The following is a 22,037-nucleotide window of genomic DNA, read 5'->3' as shown; positions in this document are numbered from 1 at the left end:
ATGAGGTTATTATTTACCATTCTTGCCTTATTTTTGGTTTCTGCTGCAAGTTTTGCACAAGATAACTACGATGTTGATTTAATCCCATCAAATCTACGTAACCGAGCCAACGCCTGTATCCGTAATGAGGAAACAACTGTCGACATGCGTTCGCCTGATAACGTTTTACTAAATGTGAAAAGGGCCATTACTGTTTTTAACCAAAATGGTGAGGCGCAGGCACGTTTAGTAATCTTCTACGATAAAAATATTTCGATTAAAAGCATCAAGGGAGAAGTTTATAACAGTGTTGGCAAACTGACGCATAAATTCTCTCAAAATGATTTTGCGGACATGAGCGCCGCAGACGGGTTTTCGCTTTTTGTTGATAGCCGTGTTAAACACTATCTACCATCGGTAACTGAGTATCCTTATACGCTTGTATATAATTATGAGATTAGAAATAAGCAAAATCTAATCATCCCTGATTGGACACCTAAACCTGCAGATGACGTTTCGGTGGAAAAAAGTACTTACACCTTTATCTGCAAGCCAACGGACGACGTTAGAATAAAAACGCAAAATTATACCGGAAAACCAGAAGTTACAACAGATGAGAAGCAGCGAAAATCTGTTTGGAAAGTGAATAACATTTTAGCTGTTAAACCCGAACCCTACAGTCCGGCACGGGATACCTATTTTACCAACATACAGATTGCCCCGAAAGCGTTTTATTATTACAATCATAAAGGCATTTATACCGATTGGAAAGAGCTGGGCAAATGGATTTATGACGATTTACTGGTAGCCCGTAAAGCTTTGCCCGCATCTACCATTGAGATGATCAAAGACCTGGTAAAAAATGAAAAAACAGACAAAGATAGAGCGCGTAAAATTTATCAGTATTTACAGGATAAAACCAGGTATATCAGCGTCCAGATTGGTATTGGTGGTTTTCAGCCCGTTGCAGCAAGCGAGGTAGACCGACTGGGTTATGGCGATTGTAAAGCCCTGGTCATTTACATGCAAAGTTTACTCCAGGCTGTAAACATAACATCTTATTACTGTCTGGTATCAGCTGGTTCTGAAAAGAAGAGCATGGACCCATCATATGCCAGTATGGAGCAGGCTAATCATGCTATCTTGTGTATACCGTTAAATGGTGATACCACCTGGTTGGAATGCACCAGCCAAAAAATTCCATTTGGTTATTTAAGTGATTTTACTGATGACAGACTGGTATTGGCCTGCACAGAAGATGGCGGAAAATTATTGCATACCCCAAAACTGACTACAGATGAAAACCTGCAGATACGCAAGGCTGAGTTGACACTACAGCCAGACGGAAGCATAGCCGGCAAAATGCATACCGCTTACACTGGCTCACAATATGAAAACCAGGAACGCCTGATCGATAAACCGATAACAGAACAGCATAAATTATTAAAAGAGACTTATAATATTGATAATATCGATTTTGAAACGGTTTCATTCGTTCAAAAAAAGGACATTAAGCCTAAACTGGTAGAAGATATAACCATCAGTATCAGAAATTATGCACCTGTAAACGGGAATAAGATGTTTTTACAGCTTAATGCCTTTAACGTAAAACGATCAGTCCCCGAAGTAAAAAACAGGACATTACCTGTTTATATCAACCGTGGTTATACCGATGAGGACACTATAGTTTATACGCTGCCTGATAATGTAGATTCAGAATTAATAACCGGGCAAAATAAAACCTTTAAAAATGCATTTGGCGAGTACACCTGCAAAGCGAGTGTAGAAGGAAATAAGTTAACCTATTACCGAAAATTTATCTTAAACGATGGGACATTCCCAGCAGAACGGTATGCTGAATTTTCGAAATTTATAAATGACGTAAATGCTGCCGATTATCTAAAATTAGCCATTAGCTTAAAAAAATAATTCCGAGTCCAATACCGATGATCATGATCAGGTACATCAAAATCTCTGTCGTGGCAAATTTCTTATACTTCGTCCAGAAAGAATAATCATTTTCGTTGTTTGGCATGGTTATTTATTTTGTGCGGTAAAAATAGGCAAATAGATTTAGAACAAAAGATATATTTTAGTTTCTCGCTATCTCAAAAGCTCCTTTTAAAACCATAAAAATTTCAAAATATTCAAAAAAGCTATTGGGATATGGCCAGTATTTTTTAAAACATCATGTATATTAGCATTACAAACTAAATGCAGGCAATATTTATATAATATCATCGTATAAATAATGCTGAATTAAAATAAACCAAACTGAATGAAGAAGTATGTCATGCGCTTTGCTACGGCTTTTTTAATGGTCATGAGCATTATCGGAACAAGCTGGAAAGCAATAGATCGTCAACAAACACAACACGATGTAATTAAAAATATATCGGCAGATAGTCTGTACAGCCAACTCGTTTCCAGTATATACCATGAAATTCATTTAGATGCTGTGGGATTAACACAGCAGGTTTTTGAAAAAGCATTAACCGGTTTTTACAACATGAAATATTCCGGCCTGGTAAATGCCAAATCCATTTTAACCATTGCCGATTTTGATCAGGAGAGTACCAGAAAGCGCCTATATATTATTAATTTAGCTGATAGAAAGTTGATTCTAAATACCTGGGTTGCACACGGGCAAAACAGCGGTGGCGATAAACCTTCATCATTCTCAAATAAGATAAATTCAAATCAAAGCAGCCTGGGTTTCTATTTAACAGGTGAGATATATTATGGTAAACATGGCCGTTCGCTTAAATTAGACGGTATGGATCAAGATTTTAACAACAATGCCAGGGAAAGATCAATTGTGGTGCACGGTGCCAGTTATGTGAGTCAGAAAAGCATAGACGAATTGGGAAGACTGGGCAGAAGTCAGGGTTGTCCTGCTGTTCCGGCTAAACTGGCAGATGACATCATTAATACCATTTCAGACCATACGGTGCTTTATATCCATAACTCAAACCAATTATATTATTCTTCTTTTTTAAACGAAACGCTTGCGGCAAGTGTGGCTTTAAACCAACCACAGGTTTTTGCTTCAAAGACAGATTAATGAGGTTTAATGTTTTTGGCGTTTAGCCTTTTTGGAAAAATTTTGATAAAAAGTGATTGGCTGCCTGCAAGCAAATCCCAAACCCAACGGTTCCCATCAACACCTTTTTCGCCGCAATCTACAACCTCAGCGCGTTTGAGTAATTTTTTAACAATCGCCTGGATCCATTTTATCCCTACAATCCGGTTAAAGTGTAATCCCAAATAGTCGCAATATACATGTACAAGAATCTCTACAATAAGTGAGGCATTTGATATTGCGAGTTTCTTTCCAAAATGTTGTTCATAATCAGCCTTAATGGCATTGACCAGAACTTCAAACCGTTCAAGCCTGACCACTGCTGTTCCTTCAAGATAAGACCAGAGTTGTGCATTACTGTACACCCGGATTAGTTTGGGCTCAAGTCCCACTTTAATTTGTTTTTCTTTCAGTCGGTAAATTTTATCCATTCATTAAAATAATTGTGAAGGTTAGATAGACATATTACCGAATTGTTAATCAATCCAATATAAAAAACGCCGACCCAACTGATGGACAAACTTATCTGGTAATTGTTTACAAAAAGGTTTATTAAAAGGCATTGTGAGTAATTTTTTTAAGCTATTGCCAATATTTTAATCATCTTTGGGGTTTGAAAAGATAAGCCCATTCATGAAGATTGTAATTGCAGAAAAGCCTTCTGTTGGTCGTGAACTTGCTAAAGTTTTCGGAGCAACCACCAGAAAAGATGGATACATTGAAGGTAAAGGATATTCTTTTACCTGGGCATTCGGGCATTTATTGCAATTGGCTCCTCCTCAGGATTATGGTTTTATTGGCTGGCGGAAGCAACATTTGCCCATGCTTCCACAAAAGTTTAAACTCGCTGTCAGAAAGATTAAAACAAAAGATGGTTTTGTGGAAGATCCTGCGGTACGCAAACAATTGGACACGATCAAAAAACTTTTTGATGAAGCAAGTGAAATTATCGTAGCAACGGATGCGGGGCGCGAGGGTGAATTGATTTTCAGGTACATTTATTATTACCTCAAATGCAAAAAACCATTTAAACGCCTCTGGATCTCTTCACAAACCGATGAAGCCATAAAAGATGGATTCAGGAATTTAAAACCCGGAACCGATTACGATACCTTATTTAATTCGGCCCATTGCCGTTCAGAGTCTGACTGGCTGGTGGGCATGAATGCCACGCAGGCGCTCAGCATATCTGCAGGCAACAGAACAGTTCTTTCGTTAGGAAGAGTACAAACACCTACCCTGGCGATGATCTGTGCGCGTTTTTTAGAGATTAAAAATTTCGTTCCTCAAACCTATTATCAGATCAGTATTTTGCTGGCCAAAGATGAACAGGTTTTTAAAGCCATATCAACCGCTAACTACAAGGAAAAGGAAGAGGCTGAAAAATTATTTGCCCTGGTAGAAGATGTGGCTTCCGGCTTTCCAACTGGTGGAAATATTACGGCTGTAGAAGCGAAACCAAGGAAAGAACCTCCTCCACTACTGCATGACTTAAGCAGTTTGCAGCAAGAAGCCAATAAGAAAAAAGGGTATACCGCCGACCAGACACTTAGTATTTTACAGAACCTGTATGAGAGTAAACTGGTTTCTTACCCCCGTACCGGCTCGCGATATATCGGTGATGATATTTTTTCCGGCGTTCCGGATCTGATTGCAAAATTTACCAGTCATCCTGATTTTGGAAAACAAGCCCAGTTTTTACAAACGGTAACCCTTAATAAGCGGAGTGTGAACGCCAAAAAAGTAACCGATCACCATGCAATTCTGCCGACCGGCGAACAGGCCTACGGATTGAGTTCGGATAAACAGGCGATATACGATATGGTTGTTGGCCGTATGATTGAATCATTTCATCAGGAATGCATAAAGGAATTAACCAAAATAACCATTCAATCAGGCGTTACTTTTGTGGCTAATGGAACGGTAATCCGTTCTGCAGGCTGGCGTGCCGTTTTTAACGACCCTGAAGATGATAAAAAGGATGAAGACAATGCCGCATTGCCAAAGGTGGCGGTTGGCGAACAATTGCCTATCACTGAAAAATCTCTTTTGGAAAAACAAACCAAACCTAAGCCCATGTATAATGAGGCTTCGTTATTAAAAGCACTGGAAACGTGCGGCAAAGAAATTGAAGATGAGGAATTGCGTTATGCCATGAAAGATAGTGGTTTAGGTACACCGGCAACACGTGCATCTATCATAGAAACTTTAATTACCAGAGAATACATTACCAGGGAAAAAAGGAATCTTGTACCCACCAATAAAGGCCTTGCGGTTTACGAAGTAGTAAAAGATAAACAAATTGCACAGGCAGAACTTACAGGACAATGGGAAAAGAGACTGGAAGAAATCCGTTCAGGTTCATCAGTAAAAGATTTTAAATCTGAAATTACTGAATACACCAAAACCATTACACATGAACTTTTAATTGCAGGCGCCAGCATATCAGGCAAGCTCGAGGAAGAAAAGAAGATGGAAAAAGTTTAACTTATAAGTCCATAAACTCCCAGGCACTATGATAAGCATCCAGTTGTTCCGCGTAGCGGATAAAATCAGCATAAAAAGCAGATTTCGATAAGGTAGCGCTATCACCAATTACAACCAGTTTTTTCCTCGCCCTGGTCATGGCCACATTCATTCTACGTGTATCCGATAGGAAGCCGATGTTTCCATCGCTGTTACTTCTGGTCAGGCTTATATAAACTACGTCCCGCTCCTGTCCCTGAAAACTGTCAATGGTATTTACCGCAATTTTGTCGCGATAGGGAATCAATGCTTCACTTTCTTCAATCAGGGCGTTCAATAGCTGAACCTGTTGTTTATAAGGTGATATAATGGCAATAGAAGGAAAGCTTTCATTTTTGCTACCTAAATCAGCAACAAGATGTGTGAGATGTTTAACCAAAAATCCAGCTTCATCAGGATTGGTCGTGCTGGTTCCGTCTGATTTTTCATCGTAGCTACAACCTGCCGTATCAATAAACTGGATCGGTTCATCGCCCGAAAATAATATGCGGTCTGCAACGGACTGATGAGCCTTTAGCGTATTTTTGTAAAACACCTGCGATGAATAACCCATTATAGCAGTATTCATTCTGTATTGTGTATTCAATAATACAACGGCTTCTGGATGGAGATTTACTACCTTTTCCAATAAGGTATTGCTTAAGCCGTTTCTGGCAGCTTCATTTGATTTAATCGTTGGCGAAAGCTGAAAATGATCTCCAGCCAAAATAATTTTTTGCGCCTTTAAAATCGGTATCCAGCAAGCCGGTTCCAAAGCCTGCCCGGCCTCATCAATTACGATGGTATTATACTTTAAATTCCGGACGGTATAATGGTTAGCACCTACTAAAGTAGCGGTAATAATCTGTGCTTTGCTAAACAGATTATCCATCATGTATTGCTCCGTTTTTTCTACTTCTCTTCCGATTTTATGTGCTTCATCAAACAAGGCTTTACGTTGATCGCGTTCTGCTTTACCAAAACTCCGCTTATATTTGTGCGCCATATTTTTGTACTCACTCGCCTGTTTTTTTAAGGCTTTAACGGTTTTCATCTCCGGATGATCGGCCATCTGATGATCAAGCGTAGCTGCCATTAACTTCTCTGAAACCCTTGCAGGATTTCCTACGCGGATTACTTTTAGTCCTTCGGCAGCCAACTTCTCTGTAAGTAAATCAACAGCGGTATTACTTGGTGCTACCACGAGCATTTTTTGATTGTGATGCTTCACCAATGATTTTATAGCATGCACCAGCGTAGTTGTTTTTCCCGTACCTGGCGGGCCATGAACTATAGCCAGATGATCAGCTGCAATAATTTTATTCACGGCCAATTGCTGCGAATCGTTTAGCGTATTTGGAATAACAAACTTCTCTTCTCCCTGAAAGGACGGTTTCTCTCCTGCTGTTAAAATACGGATCAGTTTATTTTCTGCATCATTTTCTGCTAAGTTTGAAGCTTGCTTAAGTGCACGCTGCATCTCATCATAGCTGTTGTTATCAAAAAGCAGATCTACACCCAATTTGCCATCTCTTGTCCAATCGGGCAGTTCATCAACACGGAAGCTGATTTTCATCCTGCTGCTACTTTGATGATTGATAATACCTTCCAGCCGATTTTCTTTGGCATCATGATTTGAAAATAATACCACAGCAGCACCGAAACGGAACTGATGAGAAAAATCCTGATGGGTAGTTCTTTCCAGCTCAACCGTTAAATAATCACCACGGCCTACTTCCGTATTTCTGATGGCAATCGGGTACCAGGTTAAGCCTAAAGCCCTTCTGTCGGCAGGCGAAGTGTTTTCAGTAAGTTTTAAATACGATTGTAAATCTTCTTTACGTTCGGTATCAAGCAGATCCTGAAGATTTTTAAAATATTCTTTCGGCAAAGAGAAAGTGGGTTAAAGGGTTAATTGTTGTATTATGCGATTGCTAAAATGATGGATTGTTTAAAGTAAATTTAACGCTATGTGCCAGGGGCCACGCGCATAACGCTATAAAACCAGCTCCTGGTGTAACCTTAACAAGGTCTCTTCGGGATCATCGCAAAAACCAGGGTGCACTTTTGAGCACTGCACCACTGTACTTCTGGTTGCCGTAAGCCATCTAAAACGGGAAGCCTGATCATATTGACCAATCGGACCTGAACCCTCCGCGGCCAAACTTATTCTTTCGAATGCACACAAGTTTAAGCTAAGTTCGTTTAAATCTGTTCCTGCAGAAAAAGCCTTTATTTTTTTCTCATCCAGAGAAAAAATACTTTTCAGAAACTTTTGCCTGGCACAAAACAAAATAATACCCACATTGATAAATTCCTCACGTTCTACCCTTGGCATTACGCGAATCACAGCATACTCAAATAAAAATTTCTCTTGCATGCTGTGCTTCTTTTAAAAATATATCAGAATGTGCCAATCTGTTTGTAAGGAAATTTTTATAGGCCTCGCGATGAGCTATTTTGCTGTCAAAGCTGGTTTCACCTTCCAGCCAGTCATCAGGGATCAGATTAATCACTGATGCTATCTTTTCGGGATTAAGTAATTCGCTGAATTCTTTATTAACACTTTCCAGTTCAGATGCCCATGGCAACAATACATGATCTTTTACCAAAAAGAAAGGCTTAATTGCCTGTTCTTCCCAATTTTGCCCTGAATGATGAAAATATAATGCGGCACCATGATCTATTAACCACAGTTCTTTGTGCCAAAGTAACATATTGGTATTTCGGCAGGTGCGGTCCATATTGGTTAAAAAACAATCGAGCCACACAATTTGCGAGGCAAGTTTGGCATCAACCGTAGTTACGGTTGGATCGAATGTTATCGCTCCCGATAAATAATGCAACGCCAGATTTAACCCTACACTAGCCTTAAGCAGATCCTGAATTTCCTCGTCGGGCTCAGTTCTCCCAAAAGCTTCGTCTAAATTGGCAAAAACCAACTCAGGTACGCGCAATCCTAAGTAGCGGGCAATTTCGCCACCAATCAATTCGGCAATTAAAGCCCGGGGTCCCTGTCCTGCCCCTCTAAATTTCAGTACATATAAAAAATGATCATCAGCCTCTGCAATTGCAGGCAGGGAGCCACCTTCTCGCAATGGCGTAACGTATCTGGTTACATTTACCGTTCTAAGTTGTAAATCGTTCATATCTGCAGCTAGAAACGCCGTTATGATTTATTGCGGCACAATCTAAACTTACCGCAAAACTACTAGAATTTCAACAATTAATCGTTTAAAGTTTAAGAGGCAAGATCTTGGTAGCAAGTCTGCAGATCAATTGTTAAAATAAAAAAATTTTGTTGAATGGCAATGCTATTGATCAACGTTGAGGACATTGGGCAATAGTAGCAATTACAATCAGCATGTTATTAAAATGAGATTAAACGGATTCCAGACGATTTTAAGTATATAATAACAAAAGACTTAAAGACTTTATCTCTTTTATATGGTCAAGAATTTAGCTTAAAATGCCTTCGGCTATAATCAGACTGACAAACGATTTTCGGTATTAAATAAGCGCATCAATCATGCCCTAAATAGGCTATGCCTGCAGGCGTTATAGCAGAAGACCATTGTACCGATTCGCGATTAATCTTAATTAGCCCCATACTTTCCAATTCTTCATATTCTTCTTCCATCCCACCCAAAACCGAAGAACTAACCTGTTGATTGATTACCTCAAGTAGAGATATGATTTCTGATCTTTCCATAACATTGTTAATTAGTTATATTTAATTAACATACGGGCAATTAAAATGTTTACTGCTTAATTAAACATTTTCGAGGGATTAAGGTTGTATCTATATCTTGATTTAATTACTATGGAAACACACCTGTATTATCTTTTTTTTATGGCTTTGCCCGTAGCCTGCATCGCTTGGACAGTTACAAAGGAAGAGATTTTCAGAGAAGCCCGTGAATTTTGTGTAGACCGTTCTAAAAACTGTAATAAACTGTTAAAAAGGAAGTTTTTTTATGTATTTACCTGTGAATACTGTTTTAGCCACTATGTAACTTTGATCTTGCTTTTCATTACCAGGTTTACCTTAATTTATCCAGACTGGCGTGGTTATATCATCGCGTTTTTCTCCATCGTATGGATAGCAAATGTTTACATGAGCTTGTATAACATAATCCGCATTGATCTGAAGAAAGAAAAAATAAAAGTTCAGAAAGAGGAATCAACACTAAAAAATGACTGAAACCAATTCTAATTACTGATGTTTTGAAATCATAACCTATTGTTATGCCATCATCAGTAATTAAGTATTTCAGTTATGATGAAGTTACAAGAACCTTAAAAATCATTTTTGTGACCGACATGGTTTATCTATACAAAAATGTTCCTGAAAATATTTACAAGATGTTAAAGGCGTCAGGATCAAAAGGGCGATATTTTAATAGCAATATTAAAGATAAATTTAAATTTCAAAAAATAGAAGAAACGTAATATGCCCGAAGGTCCATCAATAGTAATTTTAAAAGACTTAATACAAGAGTTACATTTGGGCAAGCCCGAGGTGCTTGAAGTAACGGGTAATGTAAACAATTTTGATAAGGATAAATTACTTCGTCAAAAGGTTGAGGATTTTAAAAGCTGGGGAAAACACTTTTTGATCTGTTTCAAGGATTTTACCATCCGGATCCATTTGATGCTTTTTGGCAGCTATCTTATTAATGCCCGAAAAAAAAACAGCTTTAAAACTCGGCATTGTTTTTAAAAAAGATGAATTAAACTTTTATACCTGCAAAGTTGACCTTTTGGAAGGAAACGTCAAAGAACACTACTCCTGGGAAAACGACGTAATGGCTGATGAATGGAACAGCAAGTCAGCGATTAAAAAACTGAAAGAAAAACCTCAGGCAATGGTTTGCGACGTATTGCTCGACCAGCAAATTTTCAGCGGAGAGGGCAACATTATCAAAAATGAAGTTTTATACCGTACCCGCATACATCCACTAAATAAAGTTGAAGACTTGTCTCCTGTAAAATTAAAGGCATTGGTTACCGAGGCCAGGAATTATAGTTTTGATTTTTTAAAATTGAAAAAGGAAAATACGTTAAGTAAACATTGGGAGGTATATAACCAGAAAGTGTGTCCTCTTAAACATAAAATCGATAAAAAAGAGTTGGGCAAAACACACCGCCAGACTTACTTTTGCGAAAAATGTCAAAAAATTTATAGTTAATATAAAAACTGTAAATATTCTGTTTTTACGCAATAAAATTAAAATACTAAATATCAGCGAATTAAAGTCAGCCGGCGCCCACTCATAACAATAATTATAATCTTAAAGTAAAAGAAATGTTTTATTTAAAATAATTTTTGGAGTTTTCAAAACTAGCCTTATATTTGTCCTCGAGAGCGTTAATTTAGATACGGGTATATGGCTTAGGCTGTATGCCCGTTTTTTATTTGTGCCGTTGATGCGTGTGCGATTACGTCGTTCAAACAGATCCTCAGCCAGGGGGTGTAAGCGTCGGGATTAAGCGCGATATCCTGCGCTAAGGTATCCAGATCAACATATTTAAAGGCTTCTACTTCCTCACGATTGATCACCGGTAATTTGTCGCTCATACCAAAAAACACATGATCGATCTCATGTTCAGTTAAGCCGTTTTCAAATGTCGCTCTGTAGGCAAATTTAAACAGGTAATTTAATTCGCAATCCATCCCCATTTCTTCCATTAACCTCCTTTTAGCGGCCTGCATATTACTTTCGCCAATTCTCGGATGGCTGCAACAGGTATTCGTCCACAAGCCCCTCGAATGATATTTACTCATCGCTCTTTGTTGCAGTAACAACTCTAGCTTGGAATTAAAAATGAAAACGGAAAAGGCACGGTGCAACAGACCTTTTTCGTGGGCTTCCATTTTATCCATCTGCCCTTTCGGCACATCCTCCTCATCTACGAGAATAACTTGTTCTTCCATTTAAATTACATTTAGCTTATTGCGGATCAGCGAATCAAACATCAACCCAACCTTACGGGTATTCGAAATCCTGATCCGTTCTGTCATAATCTTCTCTGCACTTAAGCGCTTTATCTTTGCGAATAACTTTTTATAGTAGATATAAGATAAATAGACCCCGTTTCTGGAAGAGGCAGGCAACAGTTTGATACCAGTTAGCGCAATAGCAAATTCCTTTTCAATATCTTCTTCAATTTCCTGTTTTTGTTGATCGCAGAATACAGCTAAGTTCACATTGGGAAAATAATTCCGGCTAAGTGTTTGATGATCAGCCTTAACATCCCTCAAAAAATTAACTTTTTGAAATGCAGAACCCAGCTTCATGGCATACGGTTTAAGATATTCGTAATCTACATCACTTCCATGCGTAAAAACTTTTAAGCACATCAACCCAACTACCTCTGCCGAACCTAAAATGTAATCGTTGTAAAGTTCGGGCGTATATTTTTGTGTGGACAGGTCCATCTCCATACTTCTGAGAAAAAGGATAATCAGCTCTTCATCTATCTGATACTGATTGACAACCTTTTGAAATGAATTCAGGATAGGATTTAAGCTAATGCCCAGGTTAATGGCTTCAAAAGTATCCTCCTTAAATTTTTCCAGTAAAAATTTCTTGTCATATTGATGAAAGCTGTCTACAATTTCATCTGCCAAACGTACGAAGCCGTAGATAGCATGTATGGGTTGGCGAATTTCTTTGCCGAGAAAATAAATACCATAAGAAAAGCTTGTACTGTATAACTTAGTGGTAAGCCGGCTGCAATTGCCAGATAATTGATCGAAGATTTCTTTCATGTATGTGAGGGTAATTCTATTGTTTTTTCAAATTCATCAAGCGTTTTAATCCAGTTGATGTGATCGATATGTTCAAGCTTACCAATCACCTCACTATTCCCGGCGAGATGGATTTTTGTGTCCGAGCAAATTTCAGACAGTTGATCGATGTATTGTTGTGCCGCAGGCGCTAACCTCGATTTGATCATAAAAAGCATAACATGACCTACATTTAACGTCGAAAATATGCGCTTAATCGAATCCAGCGGAACTCTGCTACCTAAATAAATTACGTGATGATGTTGCATCCTCAGCATGTAGCTGGCAAAAAGCAGTCCGATATCATGGTCCTCATCTTCAGGTAAAAAAAGCAGCCAGCTTTGCCCGGAATTTTCCGTTAAAGGAAGATTGTTAATATGGGTAAATATTTTTTGGCGGATAATATTGGATAAAAAGTGTTCATGTGCCGGGCAGATATCATCTTTTCGCCACATCAACCCTAAGCGTAACAATAAAGGATAAATTATTTTCCGGTAGCAATTAGAAAGTCCAAATTGATTAATGCTTTGGTCGATTAGTTCATTAAAAGCATGTTCATCAAAAGCCAGTCCATATTTAATCAATTGTGCAACATAATAATCGTCTTGTTTATCGCCAAGAGAATAATTGAACTGTTCATCAAGCAGTTTATCCATTTCGCTATCCGAAAGGCTGCATATTTTTGAAATTTTTAAACCACTTTTATTTAAACTTACAATATTTAACAGTTTCCGAAGCTGCTGATCATCGTATAAACGCGTATTGCCTTGAGATCTCAACGGACTCAGTGCATGGTAACGTTGTTCCCAAATCCTGATGGTATGAGAATGGATGCCGGACAGCTGTTCAAGATCTGCTATAGAGTAGGTCATTTTTGTTTAAATATATACAATAAAAACTTAAACAAAAAGCAGGTAAAAAAGTTTTTGATTAAATGTACAGTAAATTAGCCTTAAACTTAAGGTCCCGCATATGACCTATTTAAAAAATTACATTTGCAGCATCCTGAATTCTGGAATTCATAAGTTGATAAGTAAGCTTATTATCTGTTGTATACCTGGCAGTACCATTTGTAACCTGAAGAAATCATAGCGAGAAGATCGAATTAAAAAGGTGATGAAATTCAAAAGTAAAACTGAATGCTAAATAATGGCAAATCATGAGTCCCTATAATAGATATATACGATTGAAAAAAATATCAACTTTGCAAATACAGAAAAAAATACTTCCACAACGCGTTTTTCTTTTGTTTTATTTAATGAAATTGTAATTTGCACCAACTAACCTATAAAAAATGTCGATAAGTTGCATTGCGATTGATGATGACCCTCATTCCTTAGAGAGCTTGGTGACATATATGGAAAAACTTCCTGACTTAAAGCTCATCAAAACTTTTACCGAACCGCTTCAAGCTCTTTCAGAAATAACGACGTCCAACCCGGTGGACATTATTTTTATGGACGTTGAAATGCCTTCGCTTTCCGGAATCGAACTGGCTGGCTTATTAAGGCAAAAGACAAATTATCTGGTTTTTACCACAGCACATACCAGGTATGCACTCGATGCCTTTAAGGTACAGGCAGATGCTTATTTGCTTAAGCCCTACTCTATTATACATCTGGCCAAAACGATAAACAACCTTTATCCCACCGGGACAAGAACCAGACATCCTTTTTCTATTTTAGATGAACATTTTTTCTATATACCGCTAAAGGGAGAAAATGGCGACCTGGTAAGGATAGATTTGAATGAGCTGATTGCTATTGAAGAAATAGGTGAAGACATTCAATTTAAAACCACAAAAAATACTTTCCTGAGTTCGAAATATAACTTCACGAAAACGCTTAAGATGCTAAAGGAGAATCCAGCTTTTATTCAGATCACCCCAACGGTAGTGATTGCAAAGCAATACATTAAAAGTGTTCTTGACGACAAAATACTCCTTTCGGGTGAGACATCTTTCACTGTTTCACAAACTTATATAGAACTTTTTTCGAAATTTATCGAACAGAACTCTTTACAGAAAGGTGCTCATCCAAACACCCTGATGTAGCATTCAAACGTCTGCTATCAACACCTGCAACACATTTTGATGCAGGATTGAAACATTACGTTCAAAACTTTGTATTAGGATAAACTATTTTATTATTTAATTGATTTTATCTGTTTTGAAAAGAGTGTTGGTTGTGGATGATGATCCAGATGTATTAGAAGTTTTCCAGGAGGTATTAGAGACTGAACATTATAAGGTTTACCCATTACTTTCTCCAAGATATATTTTTAAAACCATTAAAGATTTCAGACCCGATCTGATTATTCTGGACATCATGTTGAATGGAATGGATGGCCGGGCTGTGTTTAAAGAATTAAGGTTAAACCCTGAAACAGCTGGCATACCTATTATTATGGCATCGGCCAGGTATGATGAAAATTATATTGCATCACAAAAATACCATCCCGATGATTATTTGGAAAAACCCTTCAACATCACAGATTTACTTCGAAAAGTAGGTGCATTAATGGAAAATTAAAAAAATTAAAGTATGAGCTTAAAACCACTTCCAACCTTTCTACTACTATTGATCATGGCTTCACCCAGGATCATGGCACAAAGCAGGCCAGATAAACTTTATTCCATGAGCGGGATCGGATTTGCATTCCCTGTGGGCGAGACGTCAGATTATTTTAAACCAAAATTCTCAACTTCGTTAGGCCTGAATTTAGGTTTGGGTAATCATGGTTTGTTCCTTTATCCAAAAGTAAGCTTACATGCTTTCACTTTTAATCAGATTACGCCAGACGAAGGTTACAATTATACCTTACAGAAAGGAAGAGCAACTACCTATCTGTTAAACGTAGCCTTGGGTTATCGTAAAATCGTTAACAAATGGGCATTTTATGGTTTTGCCGGTGCAGGTGGCGGGTTTATCCTAACTCCTCAGGCGACAGTTAATTCATCAAGCTTACAGGTTATACAAAATAATAAATCTAATGGTTTAGGGATTGCTGAAGGTGGTGCCGGTATAGAATACAATATTGGAGGTGCCAACTTGTTTGTTGAAGCCGGTTACATGTATGGTTTTAGTAAAATACAGGACAGAACCTTTAATACTGTACCCATCTCTGTGGGTATTAAACCTAACTTAAGCAAATTGCTTAATAAACTTAAATAATAGTGATATACAAATTTCAGAGCGGTTAAGTTAGATAGGTAACCGCTTTTTTGTGCTAAAGAAATAATCAAAATATTTTTCATACTAATTATTTTAGCATAAATTTGTAATTCAAATTATTTTAATGTTATACGCAATAGTAGATATTGAAACCACTGGTGGTCATGCCTCGGCAAATGGCATTACCGAAGTTGCCATTAACATTCATGATGGTAACGAAATCGTTGAATCTTATACTACGCTGATTAATCCCAGGCAGCCAATACCTGCGCACATTACGGCACTTACCGGAATTGATGATGACATGTTGATGGATGCCCCGACATTTGACGAAGTTGCACTACAGATTTATCAACTCTTAAATAATAAGGTTTTTGTGGCGCACAATGTAAATTTCGACTATTCCTTTTTAAAGCATCATCTGGCAGCCTCAGGATATGATTTACAATGCAAAAAGCTATGTACCGTAAGATTAAGCAGAAAATTAATTCCGGGGAAATCGTCTTATAGCCTTGGAAAGCTTTGTACAGCCTTACAGATCCCCATTCAAAACCGGCATCGCGCTGCAGGAGATGCAGACGCAACCAGTATCCTGTTCAATTTGTTGCTGGAGTACGACCAGGAGGGCATCATCGCAGAAATGCTTAAAAAAACATCGAAAGAGCAGGTTTTACCTCCTCATTTAGATAAAGCGTCTATCCTGAAACTGCCCCAACAGCCTGGCGTTTATTATTTCAAGGATAATAAAGGCAAAATTATTTATGTTGGAAAGGCAAAAAATCTTAAGAAACGGGTAACCAGTCACTTTACCGGTAATACCCCCAATCGGCAGCGTCAGGAATTTTTACGTAACATCCATCATGTAGATTATGTAACGTGTGGAACCGAACTGATGGCCCTGATTTTAGAAGCCAATGAAATTAAACGTCTCTGGCCTGAAAACAACCGGGCAATGAAACGTTATGAACATAGATATGACTTATACGTTTTCGAAGACCAAAACGGCTATTTGCGCTTAGCGATTGATAAACACAAAAAGAACAACAATGCCCTGCAAAGTTTTAACAGTTTACTGGAAGGTTATAACTTTTTAAATCATTTGATTGATAAATACCAGCTTTGTGCCAAACTGTGCTATCTGCAGAAAACAGCAACCAAATGTTACGCGCATGAGAACGGACAATGTTTTGGTGCATGCAGTGGAATAGAAACGGTAAGTGTTTACAACAAAAAACTAAATGCGGCCTTAATGGATGTTCAAAACCAGCAACCCAGCTTTGCATTGGTAGATGACGGAAGAAAGGAAGATGAATTCAGTTGTTTGGTAGTAGAAAACGGGAAATTTTATGGCATGGGTTACTTTACGGATAAAAATTATTTATCAGATGGATTAGCGCCAATTAGAAATGATTTAGCAACCTATCAATCCAACAGTTACATTTTAAATTTAATTCTAAATTACGCAGAGCAAAACCCGCATAAATTGTATAAACTATAAGAAATTCTCTAAACGTCCTGAAGGGAAGTCATCCCTTTCAAGTATAAGTTCAGAAACATAATTATTCAACTGGTCCATCCTATTTAGATGCCATAGCCGCTGATTAAACACTATCAATCCTGGAGATTCAAAGACCAAAAAACGGGTACACAAGGCAGCTCACCATAATAAATTTTTACATGGCGATTCCCATCCGATGCTTATTGGATTCAGTCAGGAATGACGATTCCTTTGCACCATAGCCTTTTAGAGAAACATTTATTTAGTAATTGTCTCAAATCCCCCTTTAACTTTTCGCTTTTGGCAACAATAATTCTGCCACCAGCACCTATCTTTACCTGAAACAAAATATAAACGTTATGACAAAATCACTATGGATCAACCTTCCGGTAAAGGACATCAATAAATCTAAGGCGTTTTTTACAGCTTTAGGCTTCAGCCTTAACCTGCAATATGGCGCCCGAGCGGATTCGGCCTGCCTTTTAGTAGGAGAAAGCAACTTCGCAATCATGCTTTTCGAAGAGAATCTGTATGAGAGTTTTATAGGTATGAACATTGCCGACAGACGTAATGGAGGCGAAGTGTTATTTTCTTTCGATGCAGAAAGTCCGGAAGAGGTAGATAGCCTTGCTCAAAAAGTGGTGGATGCCGGTGGCACACTCTATGGAGAACCTGGTTACAAAGATGGCTGGATGTACGGTTGTGGTTTTGTTGATCTGGATGGTCAAAGATGGAATATTCTTTACATGGACATGAGCAAAATGCCTTTGGGTTAGTTTTCTTTTCGTAGAAAACTGACAAGTTGTTATAGTGTCTGATCACTGGTCGTAGCGTCTCGCTACGACTAGAATATTTATACTTCTTCTAAGGCTGTTTTTATATTTGCATAGATATAATCAAGATCTTCATCACTAATGATATAAGGGGCAAGAATATAAATAATATTCCCTAGAGGCCTCAATATAATTCCTCTGTCTAAAAAATATGTATACAACAGATTACGAAGATTACTTAAATAAGAAGTTTCATTTCCGGTTTCCCATTCAATGGCGATAATGGTTCCCGTTTGCCTCACCGCTTTAACTTTAGGATGCGCCTTTATATCTTGTAAGAACAGGGCATGTTTAGCCTCTACCCTTTTAATGTTAGCCATTGTTTCATCTTGCAGCAGAATATCTAAACTTGCTAAAGAAGCAACGCAAGCAATCGGGTTTGCAGTAAAAGAGTGTCCGTGGTAAAGCGTTTTTAATTTATCATCACTTAAAAAAGCTTCATATATTTCATTGGTACAGGTTGTGATCCCCAACGGCATAGTTCCACCGGTCAAACCTTTACTTAAACAAACAATATCGGGTTTATTACTCAGTTTATCGCAGGCAAAGTAGCTTCCAGTTCGGCCGAAACCAGTCATTACCTCGTCAGCAATGATCAAAATACCTGCTTGCTTACAGGCAGCAATTAGTTCATCAAGATATTTTGCTTCATACATCAGCATACCGCCAGAACCTAAAATTAAGGGTTCAAAAATGAAACATGCTGTATCGGTAAGATGTGAGATGTAAGCGGTTAGATATGAGATATTATCTTCACCAGGCAGATCGATGAAATCTACATCAAACAACAAACTATTAAAAGCATCTGTAAAAATACTGCGCCCACTTACAGACATGGCGCCAAAAGTGTCTCCGTGATAGGCATTTTTAAAAGCCAGAATCCGGGTTTTAGGCTTCCCCTTATTGTCCCAATATTGTAAACACATTTTCAAAGCTACCTCAACCGCTGTTGAACCGTTATCAGTATAAAAAACTTTTTCCTGTTTACCTGGTAATATGGGCAATAGCCTTTCAGCGAGCAATACGGCAGGTTCGTGCGTAAAGCCTGCAAAAATTACATGCTCAAGTACCGTAAGCTGTTCGGCTACCTTTTTTGCAATATGAGGGTGTGCATGGCCATGGATATTCACCCACCATGATGAAACCGCATCAATATACCTCTTGCCGTTTTCATCAAAAACATAAACGCCCTCTCCCCGCACAATCGGAATATGCGGCAAGGCGTTTTTCATCTGGGTATAAGGGTGCCAGATCACCTTTTTATCGCGCTCAGTTAAATTAAGTTCGGAGCTTGGAGTTTGGGGTTTGGAGATATCGGACATCAGAATTTATGATTTATAATGATTTTTTAGAAGCTTAGCTACAGTTTTATCTGTTTTAAAGGTGATGTCATCGAGATTTAAATCATCAATTTTTACCCATCTGAAAGCCTGAAGGATCTCCCCCTCTCCATCGAAATCGTAAATGGTTTGTTTAAATGCTAACTGCAGGGGTGCTTTTTCCTTAACCAGATAGTATATACTGATCACCTGGCTATCGTTAAACGATGATTTTTCGTAAAAATCTGTCGTGTAAAAATGTGATAATACCTCTATTTCAGCCTGGCACTCTTCCATAAATTCGCGCTTTAATCCATCAATCAAACCTTCACCCAATTCTAAACCGCCACCTGGGAATTTACTGAAACGGATTCCATATTCCTCTTCGTCACTTACTAAAACCTCATTATGGTGGTTAATCAAGAGCCCGTAAACACGGACATTAAAGTAGCTCATTGTCGAAATGTTTTTTGTTTTTGATTACGATTTCAGGTGTCCAAACAATTTCTTTTTTGAAAGCCTCTGCCCTTACCGGGCATTCGCTCATGTGGCAGTAATGGCAACATTCAGGCAAACAAGGGTCGGCATGGATAAACAGTTCAGCTTTACGTAGGCCGTTAGCATTAATCAATTCATCAATCTGAGAAATTTCCCGGTGAACCTGGTTTAAATCGAAATAATAAGGCAATGTTACGTGGCAATCGATATGGAATTCAGGCCCATATTGCTGTGTGCGCAGGTTGTGCACATCAATCCATGGATTATGCCTGTTTTTTTGCAGCACTTCCACTACTTCTTCAACCAGTTTAAAATCACTTTCATCCATTAAGCCCCCTACCGAACCGCGGGTAAGCGTATAACCCGAATAAATGATATAAAAGCCTACCAAAACAGAAAGGAAGCTATCCAGCCAAATTATATTTGTCAGCTGAATTAAAATCAAACCCAGTACAATCCCTACACTGGTATAAGTATCAGTTAATAAATGTCGCCCATCAGCCTGCAAAGTAATTGAATGCTGATCTTTACCTACATTGATCAGGTATAGGCCTACAATCATATTAATTACCCCGGTAATTCCAATTATCAACGTTCCGGTTAACAGTTCCCCCACTACATGCGGATAAATAAGATTGTACGATGATTTAAAAATAATTACTACTCCCGCAATCAGAATGAGGATTCCTTCAACAAAAGCAGAAAAAAATTCCACTTTTCCATGTCCGTAAGGATGGTTTTCGTCGCGCGGCCGCGTACTTAGGTAAATGCTATAAAAGGCGAAACTACCGGCAATTACATTTACAATACTCTCTGCGGCATCGGTTAAAATCGCATTTGAACCTGTGATAAAATACGCCAGAAACTTAGCCAACATTAGCACCACGCTCACAACAAGGGAGATTATTATTGCTTTCTTTTTTACCGACACACGAATATTTTTTTCAAAAATACGCTTATCGGATAAATTAAATGAGAAAAACTGCGTCTTTTTTAGTGCAGAATAATATTTGGTTTATATATTTGCGGTCAAAGTAATTAACCATGAGCACCTTATCTAAAAGAATCAACAGTCTATCAGAATCTGCAACCCTTAAAATGACCAAACTTGGTCGCGAACTAGCGTCAAAGGGCATTAATATAATCAGTTTAAGTGTTGGTGAACCCGATTTTAACACGCCAGAGCACGTAAAAAATGCTGCTAAACAAGCATTGGACGAAAATTATACCCGTTATTCGCCAGTACCAGGTTATCCGGAACTACGCCAGGCCATTGTTAACAAGCTGAAAACAGAAAACAACCTGGATTATGATATTTCGCAGATCGTTGTTTCAACAGGTGCAAAACAATCTTTATCAAATGTTATTCTCACCTTGATCGATCCGGACGATGAAGTCATTATCCCAACGCCTTACTGGGTTTCTTATTCGGAAATGGTTACCCTGGCAGAAGGAAAATCTGTTTTCATAGATACAGATATAGAGAGTGATTTTAAAATTACGCCTGCACAACTGGAAGCGGCTATTACACCGAAATCGAAATTATTTATGTTTTCTTCGCCATGTAATCCAACAGGATCGGTTTACAGCAAAGAAGAATTAGCGGCATTGGTAGCTGTTTTCGAAAAACATCCCAACATCTACATCCTTTCCGATGAGATTTACGAGCATATCAACTTTGTAGATAAACACGAGTCTATTGCGCAGTTCGACAGCATTAAAGACCGCGTAATTATCGTTAATGGTTTCTCTAAAGCTTTTGCCATGACGGGCTGGAGGTTAGGTTATATTGCAGCAAATAAAGAGATTGCTGCTGCGAACGATAAATTACAGGGACAAACCACTTCGGGCACATGTTCCATTGCCCAAAGGGCCGGGATTGTAGCTTACGAGCAAGGCTTAGCGAGTGTGCTAGAGATGAAAGAAGCATTTTTGCGCCGCAGAGAATTGGTTTACAACCTGTTAAATGATATTCCGGGTGTAAAAACTAATCTTCCCGATGGGGCTTTTTACTTTTTTCCTGAAATCAGTTCTTTTTTTGGTAAAAAAGATGCTGACGGAAATGTCATCAAAGATTCTTCAGACTTAGCTTTATATTTATTAAACGTTGGTCACGTGGCAACCGTAGGCGGCGATTCTTTTGGCAACAATAATTACATCCGTTTATCTTATGCCGCTTCAGATGAAAGTTTGGTTGAAGCTTTGAGGAGAATTAAGGAAGCTTTAGGTAAATTAGCCTGATTCACCATAGATTTTAGTTAACTAAAAACATAAAGGCCGTACGATAAAAACTTATTGTACGGCCTTTATTTATAAACGTATTATACGATTTTTGGCCATCAAGTGAGTTTGAGATT

At 38.2% G+C, this 22,037-nt stretch carries 25 protein-coding genes; 13 read left to right on the top strand and 12 right to left on the bottom strand.

Annotation, left to right across the window (positions count from 1 at the left end):
* Complete coding sequence (locus DV942_RS23295) at positions 1-1,908, top strand: DUF3857 domain-containing transglutaminase family protein (protein ID WP_244950782.1); 1,908 nt, start codon at positions 1-3, stop codon at positions 1,906-1,908.
* Here DV942_RS23295 and DV942_RS24070 read toward each other — a convergent pair.
* A complete protein-coding gene (locus DV942_RS24070) occupies positions 1,892-2,014 on the bottom strand; it encodes a hypothetical protein (RefSeq protein ID WP_262987391.1) in 123 nt (40 codons plus the stop codon). The two genes, DV942_RS23295 and DV942_RS24070, sit on opposite strands and share 17 nt — an antisense overlap.
* Before the next feature lie 243 nt (positions 2,015-2,257).
* Between DV942_RS24070 and DV942_RS23290 the strand changes: the two genes are divergently transcribed.
* On the top strand, positions 2,258-3,043 hold the full coding sequence (locus DV942_RS23290) for a murein L,D-transpeptidase catalytic domain family protein (protein WP_145861478.1): 786 nt from the start codon (positions 2,258-2,260) through the stop codon (positions 3,041-3,043).
* Here the strand turns inward: DV942_RS23290 and DV942_RS23285 are convergent.
* Entirely contained in the window at positions 3,040-3,492 is a 453-nt protein-coding gene (locus DV942_RS23285) for a hypothetical protein (protein WP_145861476.1), read from the bottom strand. The genes DV942_RS23290 and DV942_RS23285 overlap by 4 nt on opposite strands.
* A gap of 202 nt (positions 3,493-3,694) precedes the next feature.
* Between DV942_RS23285 and DV942_RS23280 the strand changes: the two genes are divergently transcribed.
* A complete protein-coding gene (locus tag DV942_RS23280; RefSeq protein WP_145861473.1) occupies positions 3,695-5,548 on the top strand; it encodes a DNA topoisomerase 3 in 1,854 nt (617 codons plus the stop codon).
* 1 nt (position 5,549) lies between these two features.
* Here DV942_RS23280 and DV942_RS23275 read toward each other — a convergent pair whose 3' ends face one another.
* From DV942_RS23275 to DV942_RS23260, 4 genes are all read right to left on the bottom strand, one after another.
* Positions 5,550-7,457, bottom strand: a complete 1,908-nt coding sequence (locus DV942_RS23275; protein ID WP_145861471.1) for an AAA domain-containing protein — start codon at positions 7,455-7,457, stop codon at positions 5,550-5,552.
* Positions 7,458-7,562: 105 nt separating this feature from the next.
* The gene (locus tag DV942_RS23270; RefSeq protein ID WP_145861469.1) at positions 7,563-7,946 is read right to left on the bottom strand and encodes a DUF3037 domain-containing protein; all 384 of its coding nucleotides are present in this window, start codon (positions 7,944-7,946) and stop codon (positions 7,563-7,565) included.
* Positions 7,924-8,715: a HipA family kinase gene (locus DV942_RS23265; RefSeq protein WP_145861467.1), complete on the bottom strand. Its 792-nt coding sequence runs from the start codon at positions 8,713-8,715 to the stop codon at positions 7,924-7,926. The genes DV942_RS23270 and DV942_RS23265 overlap by 23 nt, the downstream gene beginning before the upstream one ends.
* Before the next feature lie 374 nt (positions 8,716-9,089).
* Positions 9,090-9,278 (bottom strand): hypothetical protein, encoded by a 189-nt coding sequence (locus tag DV942_RS23260; RefSeq protein WP_090987306.1) that lies wholly within the window; start codon positions 9,276-9,278, stop codon positions 9,090-9,092.
* A gap of 111 nt (positions 9,279-9,389) precedes the next feature.
* Between DV942_RS23260 and DV942_RS23255 the strand changes: the two genes are divergently transcribed.
* Genes DV942_RS23255 through DV942_RS23245 form a run of 4 tightly spaced genes read left to right on the top strand, consistent with a single transcriptional unit; the run spans position 9,390 to position 10,758 of the window.
* Positions 9,390-9,770 (top strand): hypothetical protein, encoded by a 381-nt coding sequence (locus DV942_RS23255; RefSeq protein WP_090987308.1) that lies wholly within the window; start codon positions 9,390-9,392, stop codon positions 9,768-9,770.
* Positions 9,771-9,814: 44 nt separating this feature from the next.
* Complete coding sequence (locus tag DV942_RS23250) at positions 9,815-10,018, top strand: KTSC domain-containing protein (protein WP_145861465.1); 204 nt, start codon at positions 9,815-9,817, stop codon at positions 10,016-10,018.
* Position 10,019: 1 nt separating this feature from the next.
* On the top strand, positions 10,020-10,289 hold the full coding sequence (locus DV942_RS24105) for a DNA-formamidopyrimidine glycosylase family protein (RefSeq protein WP_342354893.1): 270 nt from the start codon (positions 10,020-10,022) through the stop codon (positions 10,287-10,289).
* The gene (locus DV942_RS23245) at positions 10,246-10,758 is read left to right on the top strand and encodes an Fpg/Nei family DNA glycosylase (protein WP_244950781.1); all 513 of its coding nucleotides are present in this window, start codon (positions 10,246-10,248) and stop codon (positions 10,756-10,758) included. Before DV942_RS24105 ends, DV942_RS23245 begins: the two co-directional genes overlap by 44 nt.
* A 203-nt stretch (positions 10,759-10,961) precedes the next feature.
* Here DV942_RS23245 and idi read toward each other — a convergent pair whose 3' ends face one another.
* Genes idi through DV942_RS23230 form a run of 3 tightly spaced genes read right to left on the bottom strand, consistent with a single transcriptional unit; the run spans position 10,962 to position 13,231 of the window.
* Positions 10,962-11,504, bottom strand: a complete 543-nt coding sequence (idi, locus tag DV942_RS23240) for an isopentenyl-diphosphate Delta-isomerase (RefSeq protein WP_090987315.1) — start codon at positions 11,502-11,504, stop codon at positions 10,962-10,964.
* On the bottom strand, positions 11,505-12,341 hold the full coding sequence (locus DV942_RS23235) for a phytoene/squalene synthase family protein (RefSeq protein WP_090987317.1): 837 nt from the start codon (positions 12,339-12,341) through the stop codon (positions 11,505-11,507). It abuts the gene before it with no gap.
* Entirely contained in the window at positions 12,338-13,231 is an 894-nt protein-coding gene (locus tag DV942_RS23230; RefSeq protein WP_145861463.1) for a MerR family transcriptional regulator, read from the bottom strand. Before DV942_RS23230 ends, DV942_RS23235 begins: the two co-directional genes overlap by 4 nt.
* Positions 13,232-13,653: 422 nt before the next feature.
* Between DV942_RS23230 and DV942_RS23225 the strand changes: the two genes are divergently transcribed.
* The 5 genes from DV942_RS23225 to DV942_RS23205 all read left to right on the top strand — a co-directional run bounded on the left by DV942_RS23225 (position 13,654) and on the right by DV942_RS23205 (position 17,806).
* Entirely contained in the window at positions 13,654-14,412 is a 759-nt protein-coding gene (locus tag DV942_RS23225) for a LytR/AlgR family response regulator transcription factor (RefSeq protein ID WP_145861461.1), read from the top strand.
* A 124-nt stretch (positions 14,413-14,536) separates the two neighbouring features.
* Positions 14,537-14,890, top strand: coding sequence for a response regulator (locus tag DV942_RS23220; RefSeq protein WP_244278888.1), 354 nt, complete (start codon positions 14,537-14,539; stop codon positions 14,888-14,890).
* 12 nt (positions 14,891-14,902) lie between these two features.
* Complete coding sequence (locus DV942_RS23215) at positions 14,903-15,532, top strand: outer membrane beta-barrel protein (RefSeq protein WP_145861460.1); 630 nt, start codon at positions 14,903-14,905, stop codon at positions 15,530-15,532.
* Between the two features lie 124 nt (positions 15,533-15,656).
* Positions 15,657-17,030: an exonuclease domain-containing protein gene (locus tag DV942_RS23210; protein ID WP_145861458.1), complete on the top strand. Its 1,374-nt coding sequence runs from the start codon at positions 15,657-15,659 to the stop codon at positions 17,028-17,030.
* Positions 17,031-17,389: 359 nt separating this feature from the next.
* On the top strand, positions 17,390-17,806 hold the full coding sequence (locus DV942_RS23205; RefSeq protein ID WP_090987329.1) for a VOC family protein: 417 nt from the start codon (positions 17,390-17,392) through the stop codon (positions 17,804-17,806).
* A 77-nt stretch (positions 17,807-17,883) separates the two neighbouring features.
* Here the strand turns inward: DV942_RS23205 and bioA are convergent, their stop codons facing one another.
* The 3 genes from bioA to DV942_RS23190 are packed head-to-tail and all read right to left on the bottom strand — an operon-like array spanning position 17,884 to position 20,611.
* On the bottom strand, positions 17,884-19,185 hold the full coding sequence (gene bioA / locus DV942_RS23200) for an adenosylmethionine--8-amino-7-oxononanoate transaminase (RefSeq protein WP_145861456.1): 1,302 nt from the start codon (positions 19,183-19,185) through the stop codon (positions 17,884-17,886).
* A gap of 6 nt (positions 19,186-19,191) precedes the next feature.
* Positions 19,192-19,638 (bottom strand): NUDIX domain-containing protein, encoded by a 447-nt coding sequence (locus DV942_RS23195; protein ID WP_145861455.1) that lies wholly within the window; start codon positions 19,636-19,638, stop codon positions 19,192-19,194.
* Positions 19,625-20,611, bottom strand: a complete 987-nt coding sequence (locus DV942_RS23190; protein ID WP_145861453.1) for a cation diffusion facilitator family transporter — start codon at positions 20,609-20,611, stop codon at positions 19,625-19,627. Before DV942_RS23190 ends, DV942_RS23195 begins: the two co-directional genes overlap by 14 nt.
* Before the next feature lie 113 nt (positions 20,612-20,724).
* On the opposite strand from DV942_RS23190, the gene DV942_RS23185 reads away from it, so the two are divergent.
* Entirely contained in the window at positions 20,725-21,921 is a 1,197-nt protein-coding gene (locus tag DV942_RS23185) for a pyridoxal phosphate-dependent aminotransferase (protein ID WP_186462382.1), read from the top strand.
* The last annotated feature ends 116 nt before the right edge of the window (positions 21,922-22,037 follow it).

This window comes from Pedobacter suwonensis, assembly GCF_007833675.1.
Taxonomy (GTDB): Bacteria; Bacteroidota; Bacteroidia; order Sphingobacteriales; family Sphingobacteriaceae; genus Pedobacter; species Pedobacter suwonensis.
The sequence above is the reverse complement of the archived record's forward strand: the minus strand, read 5'-3'. Positions and strand labels throughout refer to the sequence as shown.

What these genes read in the sequence shown, in the direction of transcription:
- DV942_RS23250 (WP_145861465.1), top strand. Translation starts at nt 9,815, where the DNA reads ATGCCATCATCAGTAATTAAGTATTTCAGTTATGATGAAGTTACAAGA.
- DV942_RS23205 (WP_090987329.1), top strand. Translation starts at nt 17,390, where the DNA reads ATGACAAAATCACTATGGATCAACCTTCCGGTAAAGGACATCAATAAA.
- DV942_RS24105 (WP_342354893.1), top strand. Translation starts at nt 10,020, where the DNA reads ATGCCCGAAGGTCCATCAATAGTAATTTTAAAAGACTTAATACAAGAG.
- DV942_RS23260 (WP_090987306.1), bottom strand. Translation starts at nt 9,278, where the DNA reads ATGGAAAGATCAGAAATCATATCTCTACTTGAGGTAATCAATCAACAG.
- DV942_RS23265 (WP_145861467.1), bottom strand. Translation starts at nt 8,715, where the DNA reads ATGAACGATTTACAACTTAGAACGGTAAATGTAACCAGATACGTTACG.
- DV942_RS23270 (WP_145861469.1), bottom strand. Translation starts at nt 7,946, where the DNA reads ATGCAAGAGAAATTTTTATTTGAGTATGCTGTGATTCGCGTAATGCCA.
- DV942_RS23295 (WP_244950782.1), top strand. Translation starts at nt 1, where the DNA reads ATGAGGTTATTATTTACCATTCTTGCCTTATTTTTGGTTTCTGCTGCA.
- DV942_RS23230 (WP_145861463.1), bottom strand. Translation starts at nt 13,231, where the DNA reads ATGACCTACTCTATAGCAGATCTTGAACAGCTGTCCGGCATCCATTCT.
- idi (WP_090987315.1), bottom strand. Translation starts at nt 11,504, where the DNA reads ATGGAAGAACAAGTTATTCTCGTAGATGAGGAGGATGTGCCGAAAGGG.
- DV942_RS23215 (WP_145861460.1), top strand. Translation starts at nt 14,903, where the DNA reads ATGAGCTTAAAACCACTTCCAACCTTTCTACTACTATTGATCATGGCT.
- DV942_RS23245 (WP_244950781.1), top strand. Translation starts at nt 10,246, where the DNA reads ATGCCCGAAAAAAAAACAGCTTTAAAACTCGGCATTGTTTTTAAAAAA.
- DV942_RS23185 (WP_186462382.1), top strand. Translation starts at nt 20,725, where the DNA reads ATGAGCACCTTATCTAAAAGAATCAACAGTCTATCAGAATCTGCAACC.
- DV942_RS24070 (WP_262987391.1), bottom strand. Translation starts at nt 2,014, where the DNA reads ATGCCAAACAACGAAAATGATTATTCTTTCTGGACGAAGTATAAGAAA.
- DV942_RS23195 (WP_145861455.1), bottom strand. Translation starts at nt 19,638, where the DNA reads ATGAGCTACTTTAATGTCCGTGTTTACGGGCTCTTGATTAACCACCAT.
- bioA (WP_145861456.1), bottom strand. Translation starts at nt 19,185, where the DNA reads ATGTCCGATATCTCCAAACCCCAAACTCCAAGCTCCGAACTTAATTTA.
- DV942_RS23285 (WP_145861476.1), bottom strand. Translation starts at nt 3,492, where the DNA reads ATGGATAAAATTTACCGACTGAAAGAAAAACAAATTAAAGTGGGACTT.
- DV942_RS23235 (WP_090987317.1), bottom strand. Translation starts at nt 12,341, where the DNA reads ATGAAAGAAATCTTCGATCAATTATCTGGCAATTGCAGCCGGCTTACC.
- DV942_RS23210 (WP_145861458.1), top strand. Translation starts at nt 15,657, where the DNA reads ATGTTATACGCAATAGTAGATATTGAAACCACTGGTGGTCATGCCTCG.
- DV942_RS23280 (WP_145861473.1), top strand. Translation starts at nt 3,695, where the DNA reads ATGAAGATTGTAATTGCAGAAAAGCCTTCTGTTGGTCGTGAACTTGCT.
- DV942_RS23290 (WP_145861478.1), top strand. Translation starts at nt 2,258, where the DNA reads ATGAAGAAGTATGTCATGCGCTTTGCTACGGCTTTTTTAATGGTCATG.
- DV942_RS23225 (WP_145861461.1), top strand. Translation starts at nt 13,654, where the DNA reads ATGTCGATAAGTTGCATTGCGATTGATGATGACCCTCATTCCTTAGAG.
- DV942_RS23255 (WP_090987308.1), top strand. Translation starts at nt 9,390, where the DNA reads ATGGAAACACACCTGTATTATCTTTTTTTTATGGCTTTGCCCGTAGCC.